This window comes from Streptomyces yaizuensis, from assembly GCF_034961445.1.
In the GTDB taxonomy this organism is placed as follows: Bacteria; Actinomycetota; Actinomycetes; order Streptomycetales; family Streptomycetaceae; genus Streptomyces; species Streptomyces yaizuensis.
This window is the reverse complement of record NZ_BSBI01000007.1, coordinates 307,812-332,761: the sequence shown is the minus strand read 5'-3', so window position 1 is coordinate 332,761 and position 24,950 is coordinate 307,812. Positions and strand designations below refer to the sequence as shown.

General features: G+C 72.6%; 23 protein-coding genes. 1 reads left to right on the top strand and 22 read right to left on the bottom strand.

Features of this window, described 5'->3' with window-relative positions; genetic code table 11:
• Positions 1 to 174: 174 nt before the first annotated feature.
• From coaBC to pyrR, 12 genes are all read right to left on the bottom strand, one after another.
• On the bottom strand, positions 175 to 1,431 hold the full coding sequence (gene coaBC, locus SYYSPA8_RS19145) for a bifunctional phosphopantothenoylcysteine decarboxylase/phosphopantothenate--cysteine ligase CoaBC (protein ID WP_323448429.1): 1,257 nt from the start codon (positions 1,429 to 1,431) through the stop codon (positions 175 to 177).
• Positions 1,432 to 1,581: 150 nt separating this feature from the next.
• On the bottom strand, positions 1,582 to 1,854 hold the full coding sequence (rpoZ, locus tag SYYSPA8_RS19140; RefSeq protein ID WP_005319902.1) for a DNA-directed RNA polymerase subunit omega: 273 nt from the start codon (positions 1,852 to 1,854) through the stop codon (positions 1,582 to 1,584).
• Positions 1,855 to 1,923: 69 nt separating this feature from the next.
• On the bottom strand, positions 1,924 to 2,496 hold the full coding sequence (gene gmk / locus SYYSPA8_RS19135; protein WP_323448428.1) for a guanylate kinase: 573 nt from the start codon (positions 2,494 to 2,496) through the stop codon (positions 1,924 to 1,926).
• A gap of 38 nt (positions 2,497 to 2,534) precedes the next feature.
• Positions 2,535 to 2,858, bottom strand: coding sequence for an integration host factor (locus SYYSPA8_RS19130; protein ID WP_003956414.1), 324 nt, complete (start codon positions 2,856 to 2,858; stop codon positions 2,535 to 2,537).
• A gap of 434 nt (positions 2,859 to 3,292) precedes the next feature.
• A complete protein-coding gene (gene pyrF / locus SYYSPA8_RS19125) occupies positions 3,293 to 4,138 on the bottom strand; it encodes an orotidine-5'-phosphate decarboxylase (protein WP_323448427.1) in 846 nt (281 codons plus the stop codon).
• Complete coding sequence (locus SYYSPA8_RS19120; RefSeq protein ID WP_323448426.1) at positions 4,135 to 5,295, bottom strand: quinone-dependent dihydroorotate dehydrogenase; 1,161 nt, start codon at positions 5,293 to 5,295, stop codon at positions 4,135 to 4,137. Before SYYSPA8_RS19120 ends, pyrF begins: the two co-directional genes overlap by 4 nt.
• A gap of 58 nt (positions 5,296 to 5,353) precedes the next feature.
• Positions 5,354 to 8,671 carry a carbamoyl-phosphate synthase large subunit gene (gene carB, locus SYYSPA8_RS19115; protein WP_323448425.1) on the bottom strand — a complete coding sequence of 1,106 codons (3,318 nt, stop codon included), beginning with the start codon at positions 8,669 to 8,671 and terminating at the stop codon, positions 5,354 to 5,356.
• Positions 8,664 to 9,800 carry a glutamine-hydrolyzing carbamoyl-phosphate synthase small subunit gene (carA, locus tag SYYSPA8_RS19110; RefSeq protein WP_323448424.1) on the bottom strand — a complete coding sequence of 379 codons (1,137 nt, stop codon included), beginning with the start codon at positions 9,798 to 9,800 and terminating at the stop codon, positions 8,664 to 8,666. Before carA ends, carB begins: the two co-directional genes overlap by 8 nt.
• Complete coding sequence (locus SYYSPA8_RS19105; RefSeq protein ID WP_323448423.1) at positions 9,797 to 10,372, bottom strand: PH-like domain-containing protein; 576 nt, start codon at positions 10,370 to 10,372, stop codon at positions 9,797 to 9,799. Before SYYSPA8_RS19105 ends, carA begins: the two co-directional genes overlap by 4 nt.
• Positions 10,369 to 11,655, bottom strand: coding sequence for a dihydroorotase (locus SYYSPA8_RS19100; RefSeq protein WP_323448422.1), 1,287 nt, complete (start codon positions 11,653 to 11,655; stop codon positions 10,369 to 10,371). The genes SYYSPA8_RS19105 and SYYSPA8_RS19100 overlap by 4 nt, the downstream gene beginning before the upstream one ends.
• 2 nt (positions 11,656 to 11,657) lie before the next feature.
• Positions 11,658 to 12,641: an aspartate carbamoyltransferase catalytic subunit gene (locus tag SYYSPA8_RS19095; protein WP_323448421.1), complete on the bottom strand. Its 984-nt coding sequence runs from the start codon at positions 12,639 to 12,641 to the stop codon at positions 11,658 to 11,660.
• Between the two features lie 130 nt (positions 12,642 to 12,771).
• On the bottom strand, positions 12,772 to 13,365 hold the full coding sequence (gene pyrR, locus SYYSPA8_RS19090) for a bifunctional pyr operon transcriptional regulator/uracil phosphoribosyltransferase PyrR (RefSeq protein ID WP_323448420.1): 594 nt from the start codon (positions 13,363 to 13,365) through the stop codon (positions 12,772 to 12,774).
• 253 nt (positions 13,366 to 13,618) lie between these two features.
• Between pyrR and bldD the strand changes: the two genes are divergently transcribed.
• Positions 13,619 to 14,119 (top strand): transcriptional regulator BldD, encoded by a 501-nt coding sequence (gene bldD / locus SYYSPA8_RS19085; protein ID WP_003956405.1) that lies wholly within the window; start codon positions 13,619 to 13,621, stop codon positions 14,117 to 14,119.
• A gap of 458 nt (positions 14,120 to 14,577) precedes the next feature.
• Here the strand turns inward: bldD and nusB are convergent, their stop codons facing one another.
• From nusB to mltG, 10 genes are all read right to left on the bottom strand, one after another.
• Positions 14,578 to 15,006, bottom strand: a complete 429-nt coding sequence (gene nusB, locus SYYSPA8_RS19080; RefSeq protein WP_323448419.1) for a transcription antitermination factor NusB — start codon at positions 15,004 to 15,006, stop codon at positions 14,578 to 14,580.
• 2 nt (positions 15,007 to 15,008) lie between these two features.
• On the bottom strand, positions 15,009 to 15,575 hold the full coding sequence (gene efp, locus SYYSPA8_RS19075) for an elongation factor P (RefSeq protein ID WP_323448418.1): 567 nt from the start codon (positions 15,573 to 15,575) through the stop codon (positions 15,009 to 15,011).
• A gap of 58 nt (positions 15,576 to 15,633) precedes the next feature.
• Complete coding sequence (locus SYYSPA8_RS19070) at positions 15,634 to 16,740, bottom strand: aminopeptidase P family protein (protein ID WP_323448417.1); 1,107 nt, start codon at positions 16,738 to 16,740, stop codon at positions 15,634 to 15,636.
• A 185-nt stretch (positions 16,741 to 16,925) separates the two neighbouring features.
• Positions 16,926 to 17,741, bottom strand: a complete 816-nt coding sequence (locus SYYSPA8_RS19065) for an AAA family ATPase (protein ID WP_323448416.1) — start codon at positions 17,739 to 17,741, stop codon at positions 16,926 to 16,928.
• Positions 17,742 to 18,602: 861 nt separating this feature from the next.
• Entirely contained in the window at positions 18,603 to 19,043 is a 441-nt protein-coding gene (gene aroQ, locus SYYSPA8_RS19060; RefSeq protein WP_323448415.1) for a type II 3-dehydroquinate dehydratase, read from the bottom strand.
• Entirely contained in the window at positions 19,040 to 20,134 is a 1,095-nt protein-coding gene (gene aroB / locus SYYSPA8_RS19055; protein WP_323448414.1) for a 3-dehydroquinate synthase, read from the bottom strand. The genes aroQ and aroB overlap by 4 nt, the downstream gene beginning before the upstream one ends.
• Positions 20,131 to 20,613, bottom strand: coding sequence for a shikimate kinase (locus SYYSPA8_RS19050; protein WP_323448517.1), 483 nt, complete (start codon positions 20,611 to 20,613; stop codon positions 20,131 to 20,133). Before SYYSPA8_RS19050 ends, aroB begins: the two co-directional genes overlap by 4 nt.
• Positions 20,614 to 20,666: 53 nt before the next feature.
• Positions 20,667 to 21,851 carry a chorismate synthase gene (gene aroC, locus SYYSPA8_RS19045; protein ID WP_323448413.1) on the bottom strand — a complete coding sequence of 395 codons (1,185 nt, stop codon included), beginning with the start codon at positions 21,849 to 21,851 and terminating at the stop codon, positions 20,667 to 20,669.
• A gap of 214 nt (positions 21,852 to 22,065) precedes the next feature.
• Positions 22,066 to 22,911, bottom strand: a complete 846-nt coding sequence (locus tag SYYSPA8_RS19040; protein WP_323448516.1) for a shikimate dehydrogenase — start codon at positions 22,909 to 22,911, stop codon at positions 22,066 to 22,068.
• Between the two features lie 46 nt (positions 22,912 to 22,957).
• On the bottom strand, positions 22,958 to 24,856 hold the full coding sequence (mltG, locus tag SYYSPA8_RS19035; RefSeq protein ID WP_323448412.1) for an endolytic transglycosylase MltG: 1,899 nt from the start codon (positions 24,854 to 24,856) through the stop codon (positions 22,958 to 22,960).
• Positions 24,857 to 24,950: the final 94 nt, after the last annotated feature.

Below are 24,950 nucleotides of genomic sequence, written 5' to 3'. Positions count from 1 at the left end.
CCATCGCCCCCCGGATCCGAACCACCCCGTCTCGATCCGTGGGAGCGCCGGTCCCGTCGCCGGGGCCGCGCCGACCGGAACGGAGGGTGCCGTTCCGACCTGCGACGACCCCGGAATCCCGGGCCCCGGAAGGCTTCCGAAGGTGCCGTTGCGTGTCCGGCCGTGTCCGTCGGGTCACCGCAGAAGAGGCAGGACCAAATCCCAGACTGTGTCAGAAAGTACTTCCTTGGGGCCGTGCGGTACGGGGGTCTCGGTGCCGTCGGTGGCGAGGATCACGGCCTCGTTGTCGTCGGAGCCGAAGGTCCGGCGCTCCCCCACCTCGTTCACGACGAGGAGGTCGCAGCCCTTGCGGCGGAGCTTGTCCCGGCCGTTGGCGAGCACGTCGTCGGTCTCGGCGGCGAAGCCGACGATCACCTGATCGGCGCGGGGCCGATCGGCGGAGATCTCGGCGAGGATGTCGGGGTTGCGGACCAGGGCGATGGGGGCGGGCTCCCGGCCGTCCTTCTTCTTGATCTTGCCGGTGGCGTACTCGGACGGCCGGAAATCGGCCACGGCGGCGGCCATCACCACCGCGTCCGCGTCCCGGGCCGCCGCGATGACGGCCGTGCGCAGCTCGACCGCCGTGCCGACGTGGACGACATCGACGCCCGCCGGGTCGGGCAGCTGGGTGTTGGCCTCCACCAGGGTGACCCTGGCCCCCCGGGCGGCGGCGGTACGGGCCAGGGCGTACCCCTGGCGGCCCGAGGAGCGGTTGCCGAGGAAGCGGACCGGGTCCAGCGGCTCCCGGGTGCCGCCCGCGCTGACGACCACATGCAATCCGGCCAGATCCGCGAAGGCCTCCCCGCGCGCCAGGAGCCGGCGGCAGACCTCGAAGATCTGCTCCGGGTCGGGCAGCCGGCCCTTGCCGGTGTCGACGCCGGTGAGCCGCCCCACGGCGGGTTCGAGGACGATCGCGCCCCGGCGGCGCAGGGTGGCGACGTTCTCCCGGGTGGCGGGGTGCTCCCACATCTCCGTGTGCATCGCCGGGGCGAAGAGCACGGGGCAGCGGGCGGTCAGCAGGGTGTTGGTGAGGAGGTCGTCAGCGAGGCCGTGGGCGGCCTTCGCCAGCAGGTCGGCGGTGGCGGGGGCGACGACGACCAGGTCGGCGCCCTGCCCGATCCGCACATGCGGCACCTCGTGCACATCTGACCAGACCTCGGTGGAGACGGGGTGGCCGGAGAGGGCGGACCAGGTGGCGGCGCCGACGAAGTGCAGCGCGGACGCGGTCGGCACCACGCGGACGTCGTGCCCCGACTCGGTGAGCCGCCGCAGCAGCTCGCACGCCTTGTAGGCGGCGATGCCCCCGCTGACGCCCAGGACCACCCTCGGCTTCTCCACTGTGTCTCCCCGCACTCGGTCTCCCGGCACCGGCTGCCGGCCTTCCGGCTCCATCACACACCACAGGCCCGGCGGGTGTGCCGCCGGGCCTGTGCTGTCACGGTCGCCCCGGGCGGGGGGTCCTCCCCCGTACGGGTCGCGCCGCGGCCGTTCATTACCGCGCGTTCGTCATTGCACGACTGCGCGTTTGTTACTGCACGCTCGTTACTGCGCCGGGCCCTCGATGGCCTCGGAGGTGAGCAGACCGGCGTTGATCTCGCGCAGCGCGATCGACAGCGGCTTCTCGTGGACGTGGGTGTCAACCAGCGGACCGACGTACTCCAGCAGGCCCTCGCCGAGCTGGGAGTAGTACGCGTTGATCTGACGGGCGCGCTTGGCCGCGTAGATCACGAGGCTGTACTTGGAGTCCGTGGCCTCAAGCAGCTCGTCGATCGGCGGGTTGATGATGCCCTCGGGCGCGGTGATGGAAGAGGACACGCTCTACCTTCCGTTGTGATTCTCGGAGACGCTTCTCCCGGAGTGCCCGGGAGGTTCACTCGAAATGGATCACTTCCCCGAAGACACTGCCATCAAGGCTAGCAGCTCACGTGCGACGCCCTCGACGGAGGTGTTGACCAGGGTGGTGTCGAACTCGGACTCGGCGGCCAGCTCCACCTTCGCGGCGGCGAGCCGGCGCTCGATCACCTCGGCCGACTCGGTGCCCCGGCCGGTGAGCCGGCGCACCAGCTCGTCCCAGCTCGGCGGGGCCAGGAAGACCAGCCGGGATTCGGGCATGGACTCCTTGACCTGCCGGGCCCCCTGAAGATCGATCTCCAGCAGGACCGGCTCGCCGGCCTCCAGCCGCTCCAGCACCGCCCGGCGGGGGGTGCCGTAGCGGTTGCCCGCGAACTCCGCCCACTCCAGCAGCTCGCCATTGGCGACCAGCTTGTCGAATTCGTCATCGCTGACGAAGAAATACTGCACGCCGTGGCGCTCGCCGGGGCGCGGCTTTCTGGTCGTGGCCGACACCGAGAGCCAGACCTCGGGGTGGACCGTGCGCATATGCGCGACGACCGTGCTCTTGCCGACCCCGGAGGGGCCGGAGAGCACGGTCAGCCGCGGACGTACCTCTACTGCCATGCAGCAATTATCCAGGTTCCCGGGAGTGCCCGGGAACGTCAGGCGGGACCGCCGCCGAACTCGCGTTCCAGGGAAGCGATCTGGTTCGAGCCGAGACCTCGCACCCGGCGGCTCTCGGAGATCCCGAGCCGCTCCATGATCTGCTTGGCGCGGACCTTGCCCACGCCAGGCAGGGACTCCAGAAGGGCGGAGACCTTCATCTTGCCGATGACGTCGTTCTCCTGGCCCTGCTTGATGACCTCGTGGAGCGAGGCGCCGGAGTGCTTGAGTCGATTCTTGACCTCGGCCCGCTCCCGGCGAGCCGCGGCGGCCTTTTCGAGCGCGGCTGCGCGCTGTTCAGGGGTAAGGGGCGGAAGAGCCACGCCTACGTCACCTCGGATGTCGAACTTGTCGGATGAGGAGCGGTGCGGAACCACATGGCCCCACACCTGGGAAGCAGCGAATCACGCGGTGCGTGTTCGCTCTTCGACGGAGACTAGCGGCCCACACCGCTTCAGTCAGCGAGAACAAGCGAAAAGTCCTGGTCAGCATCGGCCGACCAGGACTTTTACGACATATCGGCCGAGATTTCGGCCAAGTTTCTGTCAAGAGGGCGGGTACATGTGTTTCACCAGCGGTCCTTGCATGGTTTCGCCAAGGATTTATCGGGCCGTATCCGGGGCGCTTGTGCCGCTCAGGGCCGGTGGAACGCTCCCCTCACGCCTCCACGAGCCACTCTTTCACTCTTTCGCGCTCCCACGAACGGCGGTGTGCCCGTCCGGCCGGTTGTCGAAGGCCCCGCGCGGCGCGGCCGCGCTCAGGCCCCGGAGGCACCCCGTACGGCGGTCGCGATCTCCTCGGCGAACCGCGCCGCCGATGCCCGCAGGGCCGCCGGGTCGGGACCGTGCCGCAGCACGCCACGGCTCACGCTGGGCACCACGTTGCCCACGGCCGCGCCGAAGACACCCGGCAGATCGGCCGGGGTCGCGCCCTGCGCCCCGATGCCGGGGGCGAGCAGCGGACCGTTGATCGCGAGATCGACACCGGCGTCCCCCAGGGTGGCGCCCACGACCGCGCCCACCGAGCCCAGCGGATGGGCGTCCGCGTTCTCGGCGGCCATGTGGTCCAGCATGAGCTGCGCCAGCGGGCGGCCGTCGGCGGCGGTGGCGCGCTGCACCTCGGCGCCCTCCGGGTTGGAGGTCAGGGCGAGGACGAAGACACCGGAGCCGGACGCGGCGGCCAGGTCGAGCGCGGGCCGCAGGGAGCCGAAGCCGAGGTACGGCGAGACGGTGACGGCGTCCGAGAAGAGCGGGGACGCGGGGTCCAGATAGGTGGCGGCGTAGGCGGCCATCGTGGAGCCGATGTCGCCGCGCTTGGCGTCCATGAGCACCAGCGCGCCGGCCGCGCGGGCCTCGGCGACGGCCTGCTCCAGGACCGCGACGCCCCGGGAGCCGAAGCGCTCGAAGAACGCCGACTGCGGCTTGAGGACGGCGACCCGGTCGGCCAGCGCCTCCACCGTCGTGCGGGTGAAGCGCTCCAGACCGGCGACGGTGTCGTCCAGACCCCAGTCGGTGAGCAGCGAGGGGTGCGGGTCGATGCCGACGCAGAGCGGTCCGCGGGTGTCCATGGCGGCGCGCAGCCGGGCGCCGAAGGGGGTGGTCACGCGGCACTCTCCTCGGACGCGGTGGACGGGTCGGACGCGGCGGGCTTCCCGGTACGGGCGGCGGCCTCGCGCACCCCGGCGCCGACGGCCTCGGCGAGGGTGGCGTAGGGGCTGGCGGCCAGGCGCGCGGCCAGGCCCTTGTGGATGGCCCGGCACCAGAAGGGGCCCTCGTAGATGAAGGCGCTGTAGCCCTGGACCAGGGTGGCCCCGGCGAGGATCCGCTGCCAGGCGTCCTCGGCGCTCTCGACGCCGCCGACGCCCACGAGGGTGATCCGGTCGCCCACCCGGGCGTACAGGCGGCGCAGCACGGCCAGGGAGCGGTCCTTGAGGGGTGCCCCGGAGAGTCCGCCGGTCTCGGCGCTCAGCGCGGCCGGGGAGGCAAGGCCTTCCCGCGCGATGGTGGTGTTGGTGGCGATGATGCCGTCCAGGCCGAGTTCGACGGCGAGGTCGGCGACGGCGTCGATGTCCTCGTCGGCGAGATCGGGGGCGATCTTGACGAGCAGCGGGACGCGCCGGGTGGTGACGGTGCGGTCGGCGGCCTCGCGCACGGCGCTCAGCAGGGGCCGCAGCGACTCGGTGGCCTGGAGGTTGCGCAGGCCGGGCGTGTTCGGCGAGGAGACGTTGACCACGAGGTAGTCCGCGTGGGCGGCGAGCCGCTCGGTGGAGGTGACGTAGTCGGCGACCGCCTCGCCCTCGGGGACGACCTTGGTCTTGCCGATGTTGACGCCGACGACGCCCTTGAAGACGGGGCGGCGTTCGGCGAGGCGCTGGGCGACGGCGGCGGAGCCCTCGTTGTTGAAGCCCATGCGGTTGATCAGGGCCCGGTCGGGGATCAGCCGGAAGAGGCGCTTTTTCGGGTTGCCGGACTGGGCCAGCGCGGTGACGGTGCCGATCTCGACGTGGTCGAAGCCGAGCATCGTCAGGCCGTCGATGGCGACGGCGTTCTTGTCGAAGCCGGCGGCGAGCCCGAAGGGGCCGTGCATCCGCAGCCCGAGGGCCTCGGTGCGCAGCTCCCGGTGGCGGGGGGCGAGGACGGCGGCGGCGTAGGTCCGCAGCACGGGGACGCCGGCGACCAGCCGGATCCAGCGGAAGGCGAGGTGGTGGGCCTTCTCGGGGTCCATCCAGCGGAAGACGAGGGTGAAGAAGAGCTTGTACATGGTGGGGTCCTCAGCAGGAGGGGGACACCGTTTCCGGTGTCCCCCTGGGGTCGTCTTCCTAGTCGCGTGCGGCGGTGAGGCGCTGGGCGTGTTCCTGGAGGGAGCGGACGCCGACGTCGCCGCGGCCGAGTGCGTCGATGCCCTGGACGGCGGCGGCGAGGGCCTGGACCGTGGTGAGGCAGGGGACGGACCGGGCGACGGCGGCGGTGCGGATGTCGTAGCCGTCGAGGCGGCCGCCGGTGCCGTACGGGGTGTTGACGATGAGGTCGACCTCGCCGTCGTGGATCAGCTGGACGACGGTCCGCTCACCGTTCGGGCCCTCGCCCTCGCTGTGCTTGCGCACGACGGTGGCGTTGATCCCGTTGCGCTTGAGCACTTCGGCGGTGCCGGAGGTGGCGAGCAGTTCGAAGCCGTGGGCGACCAGCTCGCGCGCCGGGAAGATCATGGAGCGCTTGTCCCGGTTGGCGACGGAGATGAAGGCGCGGCCCTTGGTGGGCAGCGGGCCGTAGGCTCCGGCCTGCGACTTGGCGTAGGCGGTGCCGAAGACGGTGTCGATGCCCATGACCTCGCCGGTGGAGCGCATCTCCGGGCCGAGGACGGTGTCGACGCCGCGGCCGTGGATGTCGCGGAAGCGCGACCACGGCATGACGGCCTCCTTGACGGAGATGGGGGCGTCCATGGGCAGGGTGCCGCCGTCGCCCTCCTTGGGCAGCAGGCCCTCGGCGCGCAGTTCGGCGATGGTGGCGCCGAGCGAGATCCGGGCGGCGGCCTTCGCCAGCGGGACGGCCGTGGCCTTGGAGGTGAAGGGGACCGTGCGGGAGGCGCGCGGGTTGGCCTCCAGGACGTAGAGGATGTCCCCGGCCATCGCGAACTGGATGTTGATCAGGCCGCGGACGCCGACGCCGCGGGCGATGGCCTCGGTGGAGGCGCGCAGCCGCTTGATGTCGAAGCCGCCCAGGGTGATGGGGGGCAGGGCGCACGCCGAGTCGCCGGAGTGGATGCCGGCTTCCTCGATGTGTTCCATGACGCCGCCGAGGTACAGCTCGTCGCCGTCGTAGAGGGCGTCGACGTCGATCTCGATGGCGTCGTCCAGGAAGCGGTCGACCAGGACCGGCCGGTCGGGGCCGATCTCGGTGGACTCGGCGATGTACGACTGGAGCCTGGACTCCTCGTACACGATCTCCATGCCGCGTCCGCCCAGGACGTAGGAGGGGCGGACGAGGACCGGGTAGCCGATCTTGTCGGCGATGGCCTTGGCCTCGGCGAAGGTGGTGGCGGTGCCGTGCTGGGGGGCGGGCAGGCCGGCCTCGGCGAGGACCCGGCCGAAGGCGCCCCGGTCCTCGGCGGCGTGGATGGCCTCCGGGGGGGTGCCGACGACGGGGACGCCGTTGTCCTTGAGGGCCTGGGCGAGGCCCAGCGGGGTCTGGCCGCCGAGCTGGACGACGACGCCCGCGATGGGTCCGGCCTGGGCCTCCGCGTGGACGATCTCCAGGACGTCCTCCAGGGTGAGCGGCTCGAAGTAGAGCCGGTCGGAGGTGTCGTAGTCGGTGGAGACGGTCTCCGGGTTGCAGTTGACCATGACGGTCTCGTACCCGGCGTCGCTGAGCGCGAAGGAGGCGTGGACGCAGGAGTAGTCGAACTCGATGCCCTGGCCGATGCGGTTGGGGCCGGAGCCGAGGATGATCACGGCGGGCTTCTCGCGCGGCGCGACCTCGGTCTCCTCGTCGTAGGAGGAGTAGAAGTACGGGGTGCGGGCGGCGAACTCGGCGGCGCAGGTGTCGACGGTCTTGTAGACGGGCCGTACGCCGAGCGCGTGCCGGACCTCGCGGACGACGTCCTCGCGCAGCCCGCGGATGCCCGCGATCTGGGCGTCGGAGAAGCCGTGCCGCTTGGCGTCGGCGAGCAGTTCGGGGGTGAGCTTGTCGGCGGCGGCCAGCTCGTCCGCGTACTCCTTGATCAGGAAGAGCTGGTCGACGAACCAGGGGTCGATCCGGGTGGCCTCGAAGACCTCGTCGGGGGTGGCCCCGGCGCGGATGGCGGCCATGACGGTGTTGATCCGGCCGTCGGTGGGGCGGACGGCCTCGCGCAGCAGGTCGTGCTTGTCGCCGAGGGCGGCCGGGTCGCCGGTGAAGTCGAACTGGCTGCCCTTCTTCTCCAGGGAGCGCAGGGCCTTCTGGAGCGCCTCGGTGAAGTTGCGGCCGATGGCCATGGCCTCGCCGACCGACTTCATGGTGGTGGTGAGGGTGGAGTCGGCGGAGGGGAACTTCTCGAAGGCGAAGCGGGGGGCCTTGACGACGACGTAGTCGAGGGTCGGCTCGAAGGAGGCCGGGGTCTGCTCGGTGATGTCGTTGGGGATCTCGTCCAGGGTGTAGCCGACGGCGAGCTTCGCGGCGATCTTGGCGATGGGGAAGCCGGTGGCCTTGGAGGCGAGCGCGGAGGAGCGGGAGACCCGGGGGTTCATCTCGATGACGATGATCCGGCCGTCGACCGGGTTGACCGCGAACTGGATGTTGCAGCCGCCGGTGTCGACGCCGACCTCGCGGATGATGGCGATGCCGATGTCACGCAGCCGCTGGTACTCGCGGTCGGTGAGGGTCATCGAGGGGGCGACGGTGATGGAGTCGCCGGTGTGGACGCCCATGGGGTCGAAGTTCTCGATGGAGCAGACGACCACGACGTTGTCGTTGCGGTCGCGCATCAGCTCCAGCTCGTACTCCTTCCAGCCGAGGATGGACTCCTCCAGGAGGACCTCGGTGGTCGGGGAGAGCGTGAGGCCCTGGCCGGCGATGCGGCGCAGCTCCTCCTCGTCGTGGGCGAAGCCGGAGCCGGCGCCGCCCATGGTGAAGGAGGGGCGGACGACGACGGGGTAGCCGCCGAGGGTGTCGACGCCGGCGAGGATCTCGTCCATGGTGTGGCAGATGACCGAGCGGGCGGACTCGCCGTGGCCGGTCTTGCGGCGGACCTCCTCGACGACTCCCTTGAAGAGGTCGCGGTCCTCGCCCTTGTGGATGGCGGTGACGTTGGCGCCGATCAGCTCGACGCCGTAGCTCTCCAGAACGCCGCCCTCGTGCAGGGAGATGGCGGTGTTCAGGGCGGTCTGGCCGCCGAGGGTGGGCAGCAGCGCGTCGGGGCGCTCCTTGGCGATGATCTTCTCGACGAACTCCGGGGTGATCGGCTCGACGTAGGTGGCGTCGGCGATCTCCGGGTCGGTCATGATCGTGGCCGGGTTGGAGTTGACCAGGATGACCCGCAGGCCCTCGGCCTTGAGGACCCGGCAGGCCTGGGTGCCGGAGTAGTCGAACTCGGCGGCCTGGCCGATGACGATCGGCCCGGAGCCGATGACCAGGACGGACTGGATATCGGAGCGCTTAGGCACGCTGGCCCTCCATCAGGGAGACGAAGCGGTCGAACAGGTACGCGGCGTCGTGCGGGCCGGCGGCCGCTTCGGGGTGGTACTGGACGCTGAAGGCGGGCTGGTCGAGCAGGCGCAGGCCCTCGACCACGTCGTCGTTGAGGCAGACGTGGGAGACCTCGGCCCGCCCGAAGGGGGTGTCGGAGATCTTGTCGAGGGGCGCGTCGACGGCGAACCCGTGGTTGTGGGCCGTGATCTCGACCTTGCCGGTGGAACGGTCCTGCACCGGCTGGTTGATGCCGCGGTGGCCGTACTTCAGCTTGTAGGTGCCGAAGCCGAGGGCGCGGCCGAGGAGCTGGTTGCCGAAGCAGATGCCGAAGAGCGGGGTCCTGCGCTCCAGGACGGCGCGGACCACGGTGAGGTCGGCGGTGGCGGGGTCGCCGGGGCCGTTGGAGAGGAAGACGCCGTCCGGCTGGATCGCGTACACGTCGTCCACGGTGGCGGTCGCGGGCAGGACGTGCACCTCGATGCCGCGCTCGGCCATCCGGTGCGGGGTCATGCCCTTGATGCCGAGGTCGAGGGCGGCGACGGTGAAGCGCTTGGTCCCGATCGCCGGGACGACGTACGTCTCGGCGGTGGCGACCTCGGCGGAGAGGTCCGCGCCGGTCATCTCGGGGGCCCGGCGGACCCGCTCCAGCAGGGCGTTGTCGTCGGCGACGGCGGCACCGGAGAAGATGCCCACGCGCATGGCGCCGCGCTCGCGCAGATGGCGGGTGAGGGCGCGGGTGTCGATGCCGCTGATGCCGACGACGCCCTGGGTGGCCAGCTCCTCGTCGAGGGTGTGCTTCGAGCGCCAGTTGGAGCGGATCCGGGAGGGGTCGCGGACGACATAGCCGGCGACCCAGATCCGCTGGGACTCGTCGTCCTCGTGGTTGACGCCCGTGTTGCCGATGTGGGGGGCGGTCATCACCACGACCTGGCGGTGGTAGGAGGGGTCGGTGAGGGTCTCCTGGTAGCCGGTCATACCGGTGTTGAACACCGCTTCGCCGAAGGTCTCCCCCACGGCCCCGTAGGCACGGCCGCGGAAGGTGCGGCCGTCCTCCAGGACGAGTACGGCGGGAACCCGTTCGGCTCCCCGGGTGGAGGTCGTCATCGTGCGCCTTCCGTCGTGTCGATCAGTGCGTTCAGGGTGGTGACCCACTCGGCGTGCCCGGCCGCGGCGTCGGCGCGGAAACCGGAGTCGATCAGGGTGTCGCCGTGCTCCCAGGTCAGGACCAGGAGGCCGCCCTCGGCGAGGACCTTGCCGGCGATGCCCTTGTCGAGGCGGGCCTCGCGCAGGGCGGAGCGGGGGATGAGGAAGTCGCGGGCGCCGGGCCGGGCGACCGAGACCCCCGCGCCGGTGAGGGTCAGCTCGACCCGGCTGCGGACCCCGAGGCCGTGGGCGACGATCCGGTCGAGCCACTGCCCGGCCGTGGTCGAGCCGTGGTAGCGGCCGGTCAGGCTCAGCAGGGGGGTGCCGGGGTCGGCCGGCAGGGCGGCCGGCTCGGGCAGCCCGGACTGGAGGGCGCCGCGCCACTTCCAGCCCTGGCGCATCAGCCACCAGACGAGGGCGATGAGGATCAGCAGGCCGACGACCCAGCCGATGCGGGCCCCCCAGTCCGTGACCTCGGCCGACTTCTTCTCGGCGAGGACGGCTGCGGCGGTGATGTGGGTGAGTGATGTCACGCGAGTTTCCCGTCGAGTACCGTGGCGCGGCCCCGCAGGAAGGTGTGGGTGACGCGGCCCGGCAGCTCACGGCCCTCGTAGGGGGTGTTGCGGCTGCGGGAGGCGAAACGGGCGGGGTCCACGGTCCCACGGTATGCCGGATCGACCAGGACCAGGTTGGCGGGCTCGCCCACGGCGATCGGGCGGCCGTGGCCGGCCAGGCGGCCGATGCGCGCGGGGCGGAAGGACATCCGGTCGGCGACGCCGGCCCAGTCCAGCAGACCCGTCTCGACCATCGTCTCCTGGACCACGGAGAGCGCGGTCTCCAGGCCGACCATGCCCATGGCCGCCGCGCCCCACTCGCAGTCCTTGTCCTCGTGGGGGTGGGGGGCGTGGTCGGTGGCCACGCAGTCGATGGTGCCGTCGGCGAGGGCCTCGCGCAGGGCCATGACGTCGGCCTCGGTGCGCAGCGGCGGGTTCACCTTGTAGACGGGGTTGTAGCTGCGGACCAGCTCGTCGGTGAGGAGGAGGTGGTGCGGGGTGACCTCGGCGGTGACGTCCCAGCCCTTGGACTTGGCCCAGCGGACGATCTCGACGGAGCCGGCCGTGGAGAGGTGGCAGATGTGCACCCGGGAGCCGACGTGCGCGGCGAGGAGCACATCGCGGGCGATGATCGACTCCTCGGCGACGGCGGGCCAGCCGCCCAGGCCCAGTTCGGCGGAGACGATGCCCTCGTTCATCTGGGCGCCCTCGGTGAGCCGGGGCTCCTGCGCGTGCTGGGCGATCACGCCGTCGAACGCCTTCACGTACTCCAGGGCGCGGCGCATGATCACGGCGTCATCCACGCACTTGCCGTCGTCGGAGAAGACCATCACCCCGGCGGCGGAGTCGTGCATGGCGCCCAGCTCGGCGAGGTTCTTGCCCTCCAGGCCCACGGTGACGGCGCCGACCGGCTGGACGTCGCAGTAGCCGGACTCCTTGCCGAGGCGGTAGACCTGCTCGACCACGCCGGCGGTGTCGGCGACGGGGAAGGTGTTGGCCATGGCGTGGACGGCGGTGAAGCCGCCGGTGGCGGCGGCGCGGGTGCCGGTGAGGACGGTCTCGGAGTCCTCGCGGCCGGGCTCGCGCAGATGGGTGTGGAGGTCGACCAGGCCGGGCAGCAGGACCTGGCCGGCGGCCTCCACGATCTGCGCGCCGTCGGCGGCAAGGCCGGTGCCCACCTCCGCGACCTTCCCGCCGTCGATCAGGACGTCCTGGACGGCTCCGCCGAGCACCTGCGCGCCACGGATAAGGATCTTGCTCATGGTTACTGGCTCTCCTGGGTACGCGCGGGGGTGGGGTTGGCGGGCTCGTAGCCGCCGAGCAGCAGATAGAGGACGGCCATGCGGGTGGAGACGCCGTTGGCGACCTGCTCCACGGCCGTGCAGCGGTCGGAGTCGGCGACCTCTGCGGTGATCTCCATGCCCCGGTTCATCGGCCCGGGGTGCATCACGACGGAGGTCTCGGGCATCTTGGCCATGCGGTCGCCGTCGAGTCCGTAGCGGCGGGAGTACTCGCGCTCGGTGGGGAAGAAGGCGGCGTTCATCCGCTCCCGCTGGACGCGGAGCATCATCACGGCGTCGGACTTGGGCAGGACCGCGTCCAGGTCGTAGGAGACCTGGCAGGGCCAGTGGTCGACGCCGATGGGGAGCAGGGTCGGCGGGGCCACGAGGGTGACCTCGGCGCCGAGGGTGTGCAGCAGCAGCACGTTGGAGCGGGCGACCCGGCTGTGCAGGATGTCGCCGACGATCGTGACCCGGCGGCCGGCCAGGTCGCGCCCGATGCCGCTGTCCCGCCCGACGAGCCGGCGGCGCAGGGTGAAGGCGTCCAGGAGGGCCTGCGTGGGGTGCTCGTGGGTGCCGTCGCCGGCGTTGACCACGGCGCCGTCGATCCAGCCGGAGTTGGCCAGCCGGTAGGGGGCGCCGGAGGCGTGGTGGCGGATGACGACGGCGTCCGCGCCCATCGCCTCCAGGGTGAGGGCGGTGTCCTTCAGGGACTCGCCCTTGGAGACCGACGACCCCTTGGCGGAGAAGTTGATGACGTCGGCGGAGAGCCGCTTGGCGGCGGCCTCGAAGGAGATCCGGGTCCGGGTCGAGTCCTCGAAGAAGAGGTTGACGACGGTCCGGCCGCGCAGGGTGGGCAGCTTCTTGATCGGCCGGTCCGCGACGCGGGCCATCTCCTCGGCGGTGTCGAGGATGAGGACGGCGTCGTCGCGGGTCAGGTCGCCGGCCGAGATGAGGTGGCGCATCATCGCAGGGCTCCGATGGGTTCGGGGGAGGCTCGTGGGGCGTATGCGGATATTCCGGACCAGTACGGCCGGGAGGCACACGGGTGCGTTCGGCCCGCCGGTGGGCGGCGCGCGCTCGCGGAGGGGTCGGGGGCTACTGCCCGGCGGCCGGGGCGCTCTCGCGCACCCCGAGCAGCACGGTGTCGCGGCCGTCCTCCTCGGAGAGCTGGACCCGGACGGTCTCGCGCAGCGAGGTGGGCAGGTTCTTGCCCACGTAGTCGGCGCGGATGGGCAGCTCGCGGTGGCCCCGGTCGACCAGGACGGCGAGCTGGACCGCGCGGGGGCGGCCGATGTCACCGAGGGCGTCGAGGGCGGCGCGGATGGTGCGGCCGGAGAAGAGGACGTCGTCGACGAGGACGACCAGCCTGCCGTCGATCCCCTCGCCGGGGATCTCGGTGCGGGCCAGCGCGCGGGCGGGCCGCAGTCGCAGGTCGTCGCGGTACATGGTGATGTCGAGCGAGCCGACCGGCATGGCCCTGCCGGTGATCTCCTCCAGCTTCGCGGCGAGCCGGCGGGCGAGGAAGACCCCGCGGGTCGGGATGCCGAGGAGCACCACGTCGTCGGCGCCCTTGGCGCGCTCGACGATCTCGTGGGCGATCCGGGTCAGCACCCGGGCGATGTCGGGACCCTCCAGAACGGGGCGGGCCACATCGGAGCTGTGCGTGGTGTGCGTGCTGTGCGTGTCCATACGAAAAGGACCCCCTTCTCCGCCTCACGGGACGGACCTTAAAGGACGTCTGAATTGCGTCATCACCGTACCAGGGGCGAGAGGGCGGCGCCGCCCGGGGCGGCCGTCCGGGGGCTCCGCCCTGGCTTTGATCATGACAAGTTACCGGTCCGGACCACCCGGCTTGACGCATCCAAGTAACTCTGCGTAACCTCACAGTGAGTTACCAGCCGCGCGGCTGGTACCGCACGTCTCACAGCGTCCGGGGAGCCATATGTCCAGCGAATACGCAAAACAGCTCGGGGCCAAGCTCCGCGCCATCCGCACCCAGCAGGGGCTCTCCCTCCACGGCGTGGAAGAGAAGTCCCAGGGCCGCTGGAAGGCCGTGGTGGTCGGGTCGTACGAGCGCGGTGACCGCGCGGTGACCGTGCAGCGCCTGGCCGAGCTGGCCGATTTCTACGGGGTTCCGGTGCAGGAGCTGCTGCCGGGCACCACTCCGGGCGGGGCCGCCGAGCCGCCGCCGAAGCTCGTCCTCGACCTGGAGCGGCTGGCCCATGTGCCGGCCGAGAAGGCGGGCCCGCTCCAGCGGTACGCCGCCACGATCCAGTCGCAGCGCGGTGACTACAACGGCAAGGTGCTCTCGATCCGCCAGGACGATCTGCGCACGCTGGCCGTCATCTACGACCAGTCGCCTTCGGTGCTGACCGAGCAGCTGATCAGCTGGGGTGTGCTCGACGCGGACGCGCGCCGCGCGGTCAGCCACGAGGAGAGCTGAGCGCACCACCCACGCGTCGCTCCCGCCCCGACCCGACGGACCGCGCTGTCCTGAGGGAAGGTCCGAGGAGAAACGTCACGCCGAAAGGGCGGGCCCCGCACCGGGCCCGCCCTTTCGGCGTTCCCCGTCCGTCCGGCGCCCGCCCGGCGCCGTACGGGCGGGGCGGGGCACGACGGACGCGACGCGCGGGGCGGGAGCGCCGGGTGCGGGGCGTTCCGCGGCCCTCTGACGGCCCGGGCGTGCGTTCGGGACCCGGGAGACCCGGGCCCGGCGGCCGGGCCCCCTCCGGGCGGTCTGCGGGCGCGCGGGGGCGGATGCGTTCCGCCGGACGGAATGCGCCGGACGGAAAGGATCCGTCGCGCCGGACGGAGTGCGCCGGACGGAAAAGGACCGGGCCCGGAGCCGTCGACCGATGCGGTCGGGGTTCCGGGCCCGGTCGGGCGCGGGGACGCGGCACGCTACTCGCGGCGCAGCCCCGGCTTCAGCTCCTTGAAGCGGCCGAGCAGGCCGTTCACGAACGACGGCGAGTCGTCGGTGGAGAACTCCTTGGCGAGCTGCACGGCCTCGTCGATGGCCACCGCGTCCGGCGTCCCGTCCACCCACACCAGCTCATAGGTGCCAAGACGCAGGATGTTCCGGTCGACGACCGGCATCCGGTCCAGCTCCCAGCCCTCCGCGTAGGTGGCGATCAGCTCGTCGATGCGGTTCGCGTACTGCGCGTATCCCTCGACCAGCTCCATCGTGAACTCGGTGACGGGAGGCTGGCGGGTGTCGGTCCGTGAGTGGCGGATCCAGTCGGCGAGGACGGTCTGCACGGAGACCCCGCGCTGATCGGCCTCGAAGAGGATCTGGAAGGCACGCTTACGGGCCTTGTTACGGGCGGCCACGGTTAGCTGTTCACCCGGCTGAGGTAGTCGCCGGAGCGGGTGTCGACCTTGATCTTCTCACCGGTGGTGATGAAGAGCGGGACCTGCACGGTGTAGCCGGTCTCCAGCTTGGCGGGCTTGGTGCCGCCGGTGGAGCGGTCGCCCTGGACGCCCGGCTCGGTCTCCGCGATGACCAGCTCGACGGCGGCCGGCAGCTCCACGTAGAGCACCTCGCCCTCGTGGGTCGCCACGGTGGCGGTGAAGCCCTCGATCAGGAAGTTCGCGGCGTCGCCGACGGCGGCACGGGCGACGTGCAGCTGGTCGTAGGTCTGCATGTCCATGAAGACGAAGTAGTCGCCGTCCATGTACGAGAACTGCATGTCGCGGCGGTCGACGGTGGCCGTCTCGACCTTCACGCCGGCGTTGAACGTCTTGTCGACGGTCTTGCCGGACAGCACGTTCTTCAGCTTGGTGCGCACGAAGGCCGGGCCCTTGCCGGGCTTGACGTGCTGGAACTCGACGACGGACCACAGCTGGTCGTTGTCGAGCTTGAGCACCATGCCGTTCTTGAGGTCGTTCGTGGAAGCCACGGTTGCGGAATCTCCTGGACTGACGCTGGTGGACGACCCGGGACGCGGCGCCCGCGCCCTAGAGCGCGAGCAGTTCCTTGGTCGTGATGGTGAGTAGCTCGGGGCCGCCGTCCGCCTCCTGGCGTACGACGAGCGTGTCATCGATCCGGACGCCGCCCCGGCCCGGGAGGTGTACTCCCGGTTCGACGGTGACCGGCACGCAAGCGTCCAGTTTACCCATGGCGGCCGGAGCCAACTGCGGGTCCTCGCCGATTTCCAGACCGACACCGTGTCCGGTGAGGGGCGCGAGGCCCTCTCCATGGCCCGCCGCGTCCAGGATCTGGCGTGCCGCACGGTCCACGTCCCGGCACGCGGCACCCGGTACCAGAGCCTCCCGGGCAGCCCTCTGGGCTGCGAAGACCAGATCGTACAGCTCGATCTGCCACGGGGCCGGGGAGGTGCCGATGACGAAGGTGCGGCCGATCTCGCACCGGTAGCCCCGGTAGTCGGCGCCGACGCAGACCGAGAGAAAGTCGCCTTCCTCGACCCGGCGGTCGGTGGGGTGGTGCCCCCGGCGGCCGGAGTTCGGTCCGGTGGCCACCGAGGTCGGGAAGGCGGGGCCGTCCGCGCCGTGGTCGATGAGCCGTCGTTCCAGCTCCAGGGCGAGATGCCGCTCGGTCCTGCCGACGAGGATCGACTCCAGCAGCTCGCCGAGGGCCTGGTCGGTGATCTCGGCGGCGATCCGCAGACAGGCGATCTCCTCCTCGTCCTTGACCACGCGCAGCTGCTCGACCGCGAGCCCGAGGTCCGCGAGGCGCAGCCGGGGCGCGACGGAGCCGATCGCGCGGTGCCGGGCGACGGTCAGATGGTGCTCCTCGACGGCGAGCGCGGGGCCCCCGGCGGCCCCCGCGAGATCGGCGGCGGCGACGGCGGGGTCACCGGCGGCCGAGGGCAGCACGGTCAGCCGCAGCCGTTCGTCGGGGCGGCCCTCGCGGCTGTCGCCGGTGGGCTCCCGGGGGCAGAGCAGCACGTCCCCGCCGGGGCCGAGCAGGAGCACCGCTCCGGGGGGTGCGCCGCCGGCGAGGTAGCGCACATTGGCGGGCCGGGAGACGAGGGCTCCGGCGGTGCCGGCGGCCGCGCACCGCTCACGCAGGCGATCGCGGCGGACCCCATACACCTCAGACATGCCCCGAGCGTACGAGCGACGCCCCGGTACGGCCCGCCGGAGCGTCCGACCGGGGTCGGGGCCCGTCCGGTGGATCGGGCCGGGCCGGTGAGCGGCCGCCCGGCGGTACGGGCGGCCGGCGCCGGTGGGACGCGCCCGGCGCCGGGGGGCCGATCGGGTGAGCGGCCGGGCGCCGGCGGCGGGCGTCAGCGGCCCGGGGCTCCGTGCGGCGGGCCGGCGAGCGAGCGGGCCAGTGCCTCGTCCAGGGCGCGCGCGGTGGTCTCCACGTCGTGCCGGGAGTTGTCGATGATCGGCAGGCCGGAGCCGTACCAGCCCGCCATCCGGCCGTGGATGGACGCGACCTCCTCGTCGGAGAGACGGCGGTTGCCGCCGCGCCGGGCGTTGCGCTCCAGGACGGCCTCCAGGCCGGGCAGGAGCACCACGGGGAGCAGCCCGGGGCCGACATGGCGCTTCCAGCCGCCGAGGCCGACGACGGGCCAGTCCGGGAAGACGGCGTCGTCGATGATGCAGGAGATCCCGTTGGCGAGGAAGTTGCGCGCGGCGAAGCCGCAGGTGCGGCGGGCGAGGCGGTACTGGGTCTCGGAGTGCTCGTTCCACCCGGTCTGCGGGTCGGCGAAGCCGGAGCGGACCCATTCGCGGACGTCGTCCAGGCTGATGTGCGCGGTGGGGGCGGCGCGGCGGGCGGCCCAGTGGCGGGCGGCGGTGGTCTTGCCGGCCCCCGCCGGGCCGATGAGCAGCACCGCGAGCGGGACGGTCCCGGTGCCGGGCGGATGCGGCCCCGGCGCGGGTACGGGCCCGCCCGGCGGCAGCGGCACGGCGCCGGTGGCCCCGGGCGGCGCCATGTGCGGTGGTGCTCCCCCCGGCGCCCCGGAGTGCGGTCCTGCGGACTCGGCACACGGTCCGGGCGGCGGCATGTGCGGCGGCGGCACCGACGACCAGTCCGTCCAGCTCGCTCCCGGCCCCTGGGGCGGTGGCGGCTGGGCCCCCACGGAGTGCTGCATCCCGTGCCACTTTCGTCTCGTACGACTCCGGCTGTGCGGGCGGCGCTCCGGCCCCGCCCCGGGCGAACGCTACCCCGCGGGCCCGGGGCGCGTATCCCGCCCTCCCCAGGGGAACGGGCGGGCACGGCCCCGGGTGCCCGCGCCGGGCGGGCGGTTCCCCGGCGGGCGGCACCCGGGTCAGGGGCCTGTCCGGCGGATCGGTCCGGATCGGGGAGCAGGTCTGGTGCCGGGGGGCGCCCCGGGCCTGGGCCCACCGGTGGCCAGAGGCGTGCCCCCGACGCCCCGGCGGCCGAGGGGCGGGACCTCCCCAAGCCCGCCGGTGGCCCAGGGGTGAGGTCTCCGCGAGGCCCCGGCGGAGGAAGGGGGTGGAGTCCCCCCAGGCCCGCCGGTGGACCAGGGGGCGGAATCCCCCTGAGCCTGCCGGTGGCCGAGAGGCGGGCCTCCCGGCACCCCGGCGGACGAGGGCCGGGGCCGCCCCAAGCCCACTGGTTGCCCAAGGGTGAGGTCTCCCCAGACCCCCGGCGGCCGAGGAGGTGGAATCCCCCAAGCCTGCCGGTGGCCCAGGGATGGGTCTCCCAGGCCTGCCGGTGGCCGAGAGGTGAGGTCTCCCCAGGCCCCCGGCGGACGAAGGCCGGGGCCGCCCCAAGCCCGCCGGATACCCAGAGGTGGAGTCCTCCCAGGACCCGGCGGACAGGGGGTGAGGTCCCCCCCAGGCCCCCAGGCCGAGCGGGCCGATCGCCGGCCAGGAGGGTGGCGCTTCACCGCCCGGTCCACCCGCCCCGGGGGGCGAGTCCCTGCGCTGGGGGTACTCCCCCGGGCCGCAGGGCCCGGAGGAGCGTGCCGACGTACGCACGCCAGGCGTTACGCGGACAGTTCCTCGGCGAGCGCCCGCAGCGCCAGACGGTAGGAGCCGACGCCGAAGCCCGCGATGGTGGCGCTGGCGACGGCGGCCACCACGGAGGTGTGCCGGAAGGTCTCCCGGGCGTACGGGTTGGAGATGTGCACCTCGATCAGCGGCGCGGTGCGCTGGGCGGCCGCGTCGCGCATCCCGTACGAGTAGTGGGTGAACGCCCCAGGGTTGAGCACCACCGGGATCGAGCCGTCCGCGGCCTCGTGCAGCCAGCGGATCAGCTCGCCCTCGTCGTTGGTCTCCCGGACCTCGACCTCGAAGCCCAGCTCCCGGCCGAGCGCCTGGCAGGTCTCCACCAGGCCGGCGTAGGAGGTGGCGCCGTAGACGTCGGGCTCCCGGGAGCCGAGCCGGCCCAGGTTGGGGCCGTTCAGCACCAGGACGCGCCGGGTCATGCCGAGACCTCCCCGTACGCGGCGAGCAGCACCGCCGGGTCGGGGCCCTCCAGGACGACGGGCCGGGCCAGGCCGTCGAGGACGATGAAGCGCAGCAGGTTCCCCCGCGACTTCTTGTCGACCCTCATGGTCTCCAGGAGGCGGGGCCACTGGTCGCCCCGGTAGGTCAGCGGCAGTCCGACCGAGGCCAGGACGGCGCTGTGCCGGTCGGCGGTGGCGTCGTCCAGGCGGCCGGCGAGCCGGCCCAGTTCGGCGGCGAAGACCATGCCGACGGAGACCGCCGCCCCGTGCCGCCACTTGTAGCGCTCGTTCTTCTCGATGGCGTGCGCGAGGGTGTGGCCGTAGTTGAGGATCTCGCGGCGGCCGGACTCCTTGAGGTCGCCGGAGACGACGTCGGCCTTGACCCGGATGGAGCGCTCGATCAGTTCGGCGGTGTGCTTGCCGGTGGGGGTGCGGGCGGCCGCGGGGTCGGCCTCCACCAGGTCGAGGATGACGGGGTCGGCGATGAAACCGGCCTTGATCACCTCGGCCAGGCCGGACACGTAGTCGTGGACCGGCAGGGAGTCCAGGGCGGCCAGGTCGGCCAGGACCCCGGCGGGCGGGTGGAAGGCTCCGACGAGGTTCTTGCCCTCGGCGGTGTTGATCCCGGTCTTGCCGCCGACGGCCGCGTCGACCATGCCGAGGACGGTGGTGGGGACCGCGATCCAGCGGACGCCGCGCAGCCAGGTGGCCGCGACGAAGCCCGCGAGGTCGGTGGTGGCCCCGCCGCCGACGCCGACGATGACGTCCGTGCGGGTGAAGCCGGTCTGTCCGAGCGCCTTCCAACAGTAGGCGGCGACCTCGGCGGTCTTGGCCTCCTCCGCGTTGGGCACCTGGACGGCGATGGCCTCGTAGCCCTGGCCCGCCAGGTCCTCGCGGATCGCCTCGCCGGTGCCGGCCAGCGCCTCGGGGTGGATCACGGCCACCCTCTGCGCGGTGTCGCCGATCAGCCCGCGCAGCTCGCCGAGGAGCTGCCGGCCGACCAGCACCTCGTACGGCGCGGTGCCTTCCGAGCCCGCGACCTGGATACGGGTCACTGACTGCTCCGTCATTCGTCCCTCAGTTCCAAAGCGTCGAGGATCGCGTCGGCGACCTCGTCGGGGGTGCGTTCGTCGGTGGCCACGACGGCGCGGGCCACCTCGGTGTAGAGATGCCGGCGGGCGTCCATCAGCTCGCGCCACTGGCGGCGCGGGTTGACCGCGAGCAGCGGCCGGGCCTGGTTGAGCCCGGTGCGCCGGACGGCCTCGTCCACCTCCAGGGAGAGGTAGACGACGGGCAGCCCGCTCAGCAGGGCGCGCGTGGACTCGTCCAGGATCGCGCCGCCGCCGAGGGAGAGGACCCCGCCGTGGCCGGTGACGGCCGCCCGGACAGCGGCGCGCTCCAGCTCGCGGAAGCGGTCCTCGCCGTCGCTGACGAAGATCTCCGAGATCTCGCGGCCCTCGGCGGCGACGATGTCGGCGTCGGTGTCCCGGTAGGGCACGCCGAGGCGCCCCGCGAGGAGTTCGCCGACGGTCGACTTGCCGGAGCCCATGGGCCCGACCAGGACGACCAGGGGGCAGGCCGGCGGGCCGGTCAGTGGACCGCTCACCGGATCTGGAGGTGGTCGAGGTACGACGTGACATTGCGACGGGTCTCCGTCACGTTGTCGCCGCCGAACTTCTCGGCCACCGCGTCCGCGAGCACCAGCGCGACCATCGCCTCGGCCACGATGCCGGCCGCGGGGACGGCGCAGACATCGGAGCGCTGGTGGTGGGCGGCGGCGGGCTCGCCGGTGGTGATGTCGACGGTGGCCAGCGCCCGGGGCACGGTCGCGATCGGCTTCATCGCGGCGCGGACGCGCAGCAGTTCACCGGTGGACATGCCGCCCTCGGTGCCGCCGGACCGGCCGGTGCTGCGGCGGATGCCCTCGGGGGTGGGCACGATCTCGTCGTGGGCCTGCGAGCCGGGGACCCGGGCCAGGTCGAAGCCGTCGCCGACCTCGACGCCCTTGATCGCCTGGATGCCCATCAGGGCGGCGGCGAGCCGGGCGTCGAGCCGCCGGTCCCAGTGGACGTGCGAGCCGAGGCCGACGGGGACGCCGTACGCGAGCACCTCGACCACGCCGCCGAGGGTGTCGCCGTCCTTGTGGGCCTGGTCGATCTCCGCGACCATCGCCTTCGACGCGTCGGCGTCGAGGCAGCGCACCGGGTCCTCGTCCAGCCGGGCGACGTCGCCGGGGGTGGGCAGCTTCCCGTACGGGGCCTTCGCGGCGGCCAGCTCGACCACGTGGGAGACGATCTCGATCCCGGCGGTCTCCTTGAGGTAGGAGCGGGCGATCGCGCCGAGGGCGACCCGGGCCGCGGTCTCCCGGGCGGAGGCGCGCTCCAGGATCGGGCGGGCCTCGTCGAGGGAGTACTTCTGCATGCCGGCGAGGTCGGCGTGGCCGGGCCGGGGCCGGGTCAGCGGCGCGTTACGGGCGAGCGCGGCCAGCTCGTCGGCGTCGACGGGGTCGGCCGCCATGACCTGCTCCCACTTGGGCCACTCGGTGTTGCCGATCATCACGGCCACCGGGGAGCCCATGGTCAGGCCGTGGCGCACGCCGCCGAGGAAGGTGACCTCGTCGCGTTCGAACTTCATCCGGGCACCGCGTCCGTAGCCGAGCCGGCGCCGGGCCAGGTGGTCCGCCACCAGCTCGGTGGTGACGGGTACACCGGCGGGCAGCCCCTCCAGTGTGGCCACGAGTGCGGGGCCGTGGGACTCCCCCGCCGTCAGCCAACGCAACCTGCTCAACGGTGCTCCTCTGCTCGCTCCTGGACCTGCGGTGGCGGGGCCCGGGTGCGTGGCTGGGGCCCGCCTTCCCTCGATCCTCCCACGTCCGGCGGTGTGCCCCGGGGCCAGGTCCAGCAGACGGACGCCGCGCGCGGGCCGGATCCGCCCCCGCACGAGTCCTTCGCCGGGATCTCCCGGGTCCGTCGCGGGGATCTTCCGGGTACGTCGCAGGGGGCTATCGCGCGGTGATCGCCCGCTCGCCCGCCCGGCGCATCGCGTCGAGCGGGCCCGGCGCCCGGCCCGTCATCAGCTCGACCTGGAGCACCGCCTGGTGGACGAGGAGGTCGAGCCCGCCGACGACGGCGCCGCCGCCTCCGGACCAGGCCGCAGCCAGCGGGGTGGGCCAGGGGTCGTAGAGGACGTCGAAGAGGGTCCCGGGGCGCTCGGGCACGGCGGCCGCGAGCGCGTCGGTGGCACCGGCGGGGGTGGTGGCGATCACCAGCGGCGCGCTCAGCCCCCGGGCGGCGTCCGCCCAGTCGGCGGTGTGCACGTCGACACCGAGGCGGGCGCCCCACTCGCGCATCTCGGCCGCGCGGGCGTCGCTGCGGACATAGGCGGTGACGGGGCCCGAGCAGATCCGGGAGAGGGCGGCGAGCGCGGAGGACGCGGTGGCTCCGGCCCCCAGCACGGCGGCGGAGGAGACCTTGTCGACCCCCCGCTCGGCGAGGGCCGCGATCATGCCCGGGATGTCGGTGTTGTCGCCGAACCTGCGCCCGTCGGGGGCGATGACGACGGTGTTGACGGCCTCGACGGAGGCCGCCGTGTCACTGATCGTGTCCAGCAGGGGGATGATCGCCCGCTTGAGCGGCATGGTCAGCGACAGCCCGGCCCAGGCGGGGCCGAGCCCGGCCAGGAACGCGGGCAGGGTCTCCTCGGTGATCTCGTGCCGGCCGTACGACCAGTCGTCGAGGCCGAGTGCCGCGTAGGCGGCGCGGTGCAGCACCGGGGAGAGCGAGTGCGCGATGGGCGAGCCGAGCACGGCGGCGCGGCACGCCGCCACGGCGGGCGCGGGGACGCTCATCGCGGACACCTCGCGCATATGGGGTCCGGCCTCCGGGGTCCCGGGCTCATTCGACACCCGACTCATTGAACTTCTCCACCAGTCTGTTGAACGAGTCGAGGTCCCTGGCGAACTCGGTCTTGTTCATGCCGTCCGTGGCCACGAAGTAGATCCAGCCGTCGTTCGTCGGTTTGATCGCGGCTTCCAGCGCCTCCATGCCGGGGTTGCCGATCGGCCCCGGGGGCAGGCCCTTGTGGTAGTACGTGTTGTACACATGGGGATCGTTGCGGATCTTCTCCAGGCTGATCCTGATCTCGCTCTTGCCCTTGAGGTAGTTGTAGGCCGAGTCGAATTCGATCCGCCCGTAGGACTCGACGTTGTCGGGCTTGAGGCGGTTGTAGACGACCTCGGACATCTTGCGGAAGTCGTCCTCGGTCTTACCCTCGGCCTGCACCATGCTGGCGACGGTGATGAGCTGCCAGGGCCCGTCCAGCTTCAGCCTGCGGGCCTCGGCGGCCAGGTCGACCCGCTCGTACTCGGTCACGGCCCGGGTCACCATGGACTTGAGCACCTTCTCCGGTGCGGTGCCCTTGGCGACGGGGTAGCTGGCGGGGAAGAGGAAGCCCTCCAGCGGGTCGATGAGGTTCGGGCGGCCCTTGGCCCAGGCGGGCAGCCCGAGCGTGTTCACCTTCTCCTTGGCGACCTTCCTGGTGGTACCGGCGTCCAGTTCGAGCCGCTTGTCGATCTGCTCGTAGACCCAGGCGTTGCGCCTGCCCTCGGGGATGATCAGGGCGTTGCGGCTCTTCGGGTCGAGCATGGCCGTGAGGGCCGCGACCCCGGACATCTGCTTCTTGAGGGTGTAGACCCCGGCCTGGACCTGCCCGTCGGGGTTGTTGCTCTGGGCGGAGACGAAGGCGTCGACGCTCTTGACCACACCGGCCTTCTTGAGGATCCGGCCGATCTCGCTGCCGACGGCGCCCTGGGGGACCTCGACCTGGATGGTGCCGGTGCCCGCGCCGCTGTAGTCGGGCGCGGGGCCGAAGCGGCCCTGCCAGAACTGGTAGCCGAAGTAGCCCACGCCGCCGACGCCGCCGGCCAGCACCACGGCGACGACCAGGCAGGCCACTCCGTTGCGGCTCTTCTTCTGCTTCTGCTTGGCGGGGGGCTTGCGGGAACGGCCGCCGCCGCGCCCGTCCCGCCGGGAGCCGGCGGTCCGCGGCTCCTCGTCCGGTCCGTCGTCACCGCCGCCGCCGGTGGGCGGCTCGTCCGGCACCGCCTCCGCGGCCGTGCCGGTGGTGTCCGTGCCGTCACCGCCGTCGGCTCCGCGCCCGGTGCGGCGGCCCGGGGGCTCCGGCGGCGGATAGGCGTCCGGCGTCGTGTACGGGTCGGGCGCCTGCCCGCCGTACGGGTCGCCCGGCGCGGCCGCGGCCTGGGCCGGGTCGTAGGAGAGGGCCGTCTGCTGCCCGGCGTCCCAGCCCCCGATGTACTGCTGCTCGCCGTACGGCTGCTGCTGGGGGGCGGGGTACGCCTGCTGCTCCGCGTACCCCGCGACGCCCTGGTGGTGGGGGTCCTGCCCCGGCTGCCCGCCCTGCCCTTCGTACGGCGGGGCGGGCTGCTGGTGCTGGACGTGCTGGGGATCCACCGGGTACGGCTGCCCCTGCTGCGGGGCGTACTGCTGCGCGTCCGCCGGGTACTGCTGCTGTGCCTGCGCGTACTGCTGCTGGTACGCGTCCGGCGCGCCCGCGTACGGCTGCTGGGCGTAGGGCTGCTGCCCGGGGTGGCCGTGCTGACCCTGGTGGCCGTGCTGCTCGGGGTGACCGTGCTGGCCGTGCTGCCCGGGGTGGCCGTGCTGACCCTGGTGGGCCTGACCTTCGGGGCCCTGGGCCGCCGCCCAGTCCGGATTCCCGAACAGCGGATCCTCCGGAGGCCACGGCCCCGAGTCCGGACCCCGTCCATATTCAGTCATGGTTCCCCAAACAGCCACGAGAGGGTCCGGACCGGCCCGCCTCTACGTTGAGCAGCGGCTGCTCGAAAAGCGCCGCATCGCGCGGAACGTTACC

What these genes read in the sequence shown, in the direction of transcription:
- coaBC (WP_323448429.1), bottom strand. Translation starts at nt 1,431, where the DNA reads ATGGAGCCGGAAGGCCGGCAGCCGGTGCCGGGAGACCGAGTGCGGGGA.
- gmk (WP_323448428.1), bottom strand. Translation starts at nt 2,496, where the DNA reads ATGGCAGTAGAGGTACGTCCGCGGCTGACCGTGCTCTCCGGCCCCTCC.
- SYYSPA8_RS19120 (WP_323448426.1), bottom strand. Translation starts at nt 5,295, where the DNA reads ATGTACAAGCTCTTCTTCACCCTCGTCTTCCGCTGGATGGACCCCGAG.
- carA (WP_323448424.1), bottom strand. Translation starts at nt 9,800, where the DNA reads ATGACGACCTCCACCCGGGGAGCCGAACGGGTTCCCGCCGTACTCGTC.
- SYYSPA8_RS19100 (WP_323448422.1), bottom strand. Translation starts at nt 11,655, where the DNA reads ATGAGCAAGATCCTTATCCGTGGCGCGCAGGTGCTCGGCGGAGCCGTC.
- SYYSPA8_RS19095 (WP_323448421.1), bottom strand. Translation starts at nt 12,641, where the DNA reads ATGATGCGCCACCTCATCTCGGCCGGCGACCTGACCCGCGACGACGCC.
- pyrR (WP_323448420.1), bottom strand. Translation starts at nt 13,365, where the DNA reads ATGGACACGCACAGCACGCACACCACGCACAGCTCCGATGTGGCCCGC.
- bldD (WP_003956405.1), top strand. Translation starts at nt 13,619, where the DNA reads ATGTCCAGCGAATACGCAAAACAGCTCGGGGCCAAGCTCCGCGCCATC.
- SYYSPA8_RS19070 (WP_323448417.1), bottom strand. Translation starts at nt 16,740, where the DNA reads ATGTCTGAGGTGTATGGGGTCCGCCGCGATCGCCTGCGTGAGCGGTGC.
- SYYSPA8_RS19065 (WP_323448416.1), bottom strand. Translation starts at nt 17,741, where the DNA reads ATGCAGCACTCCGTGGGGGCCCAGCCGCCACCGCCCCAGGGGCCGGGA.
- aroQ (WP_323448415.1), bottom strand. Translation starts at nt 19,043, where the DNA reads ATGACCCGGCGCGTCCTGGTGCTGAACGGCCCCAACCTGGGCCGGCTC.
- aroB (WP_323448414.1), bottom strand. Translation starts at nt 20,134, where the DNA reads ATGACGGAGCAGTCAGTGACCCGTATCCAGGTCGCGGGCTCGGAAGGC.
- SYYSPA8_RS19050 (WP_323448517.1), bottom strand. Translation starts at nt 20,613, where the DNA reads ATGGGCTCCGGCAAGTCGACCGTCGGCGAACTCCTCGCGGGGCGCCTC.
- SYYSPA8_RS19040 (WP_323448516.1), bottom strand. Translation starts at nt 22,911, where the DNA reads ATGAGCGTCCCCGCGCCCGCCGTGGCGGCGTGCCGCGCCGCCGTGCTC.
- mltG (WP_323448412.1), bottom strand. Translation starts at nt 24,856, where the DNA reads ATGACTGAATATGGACGGGGTCCGGACTCGGGGCCGTGGCCTCCGGAG.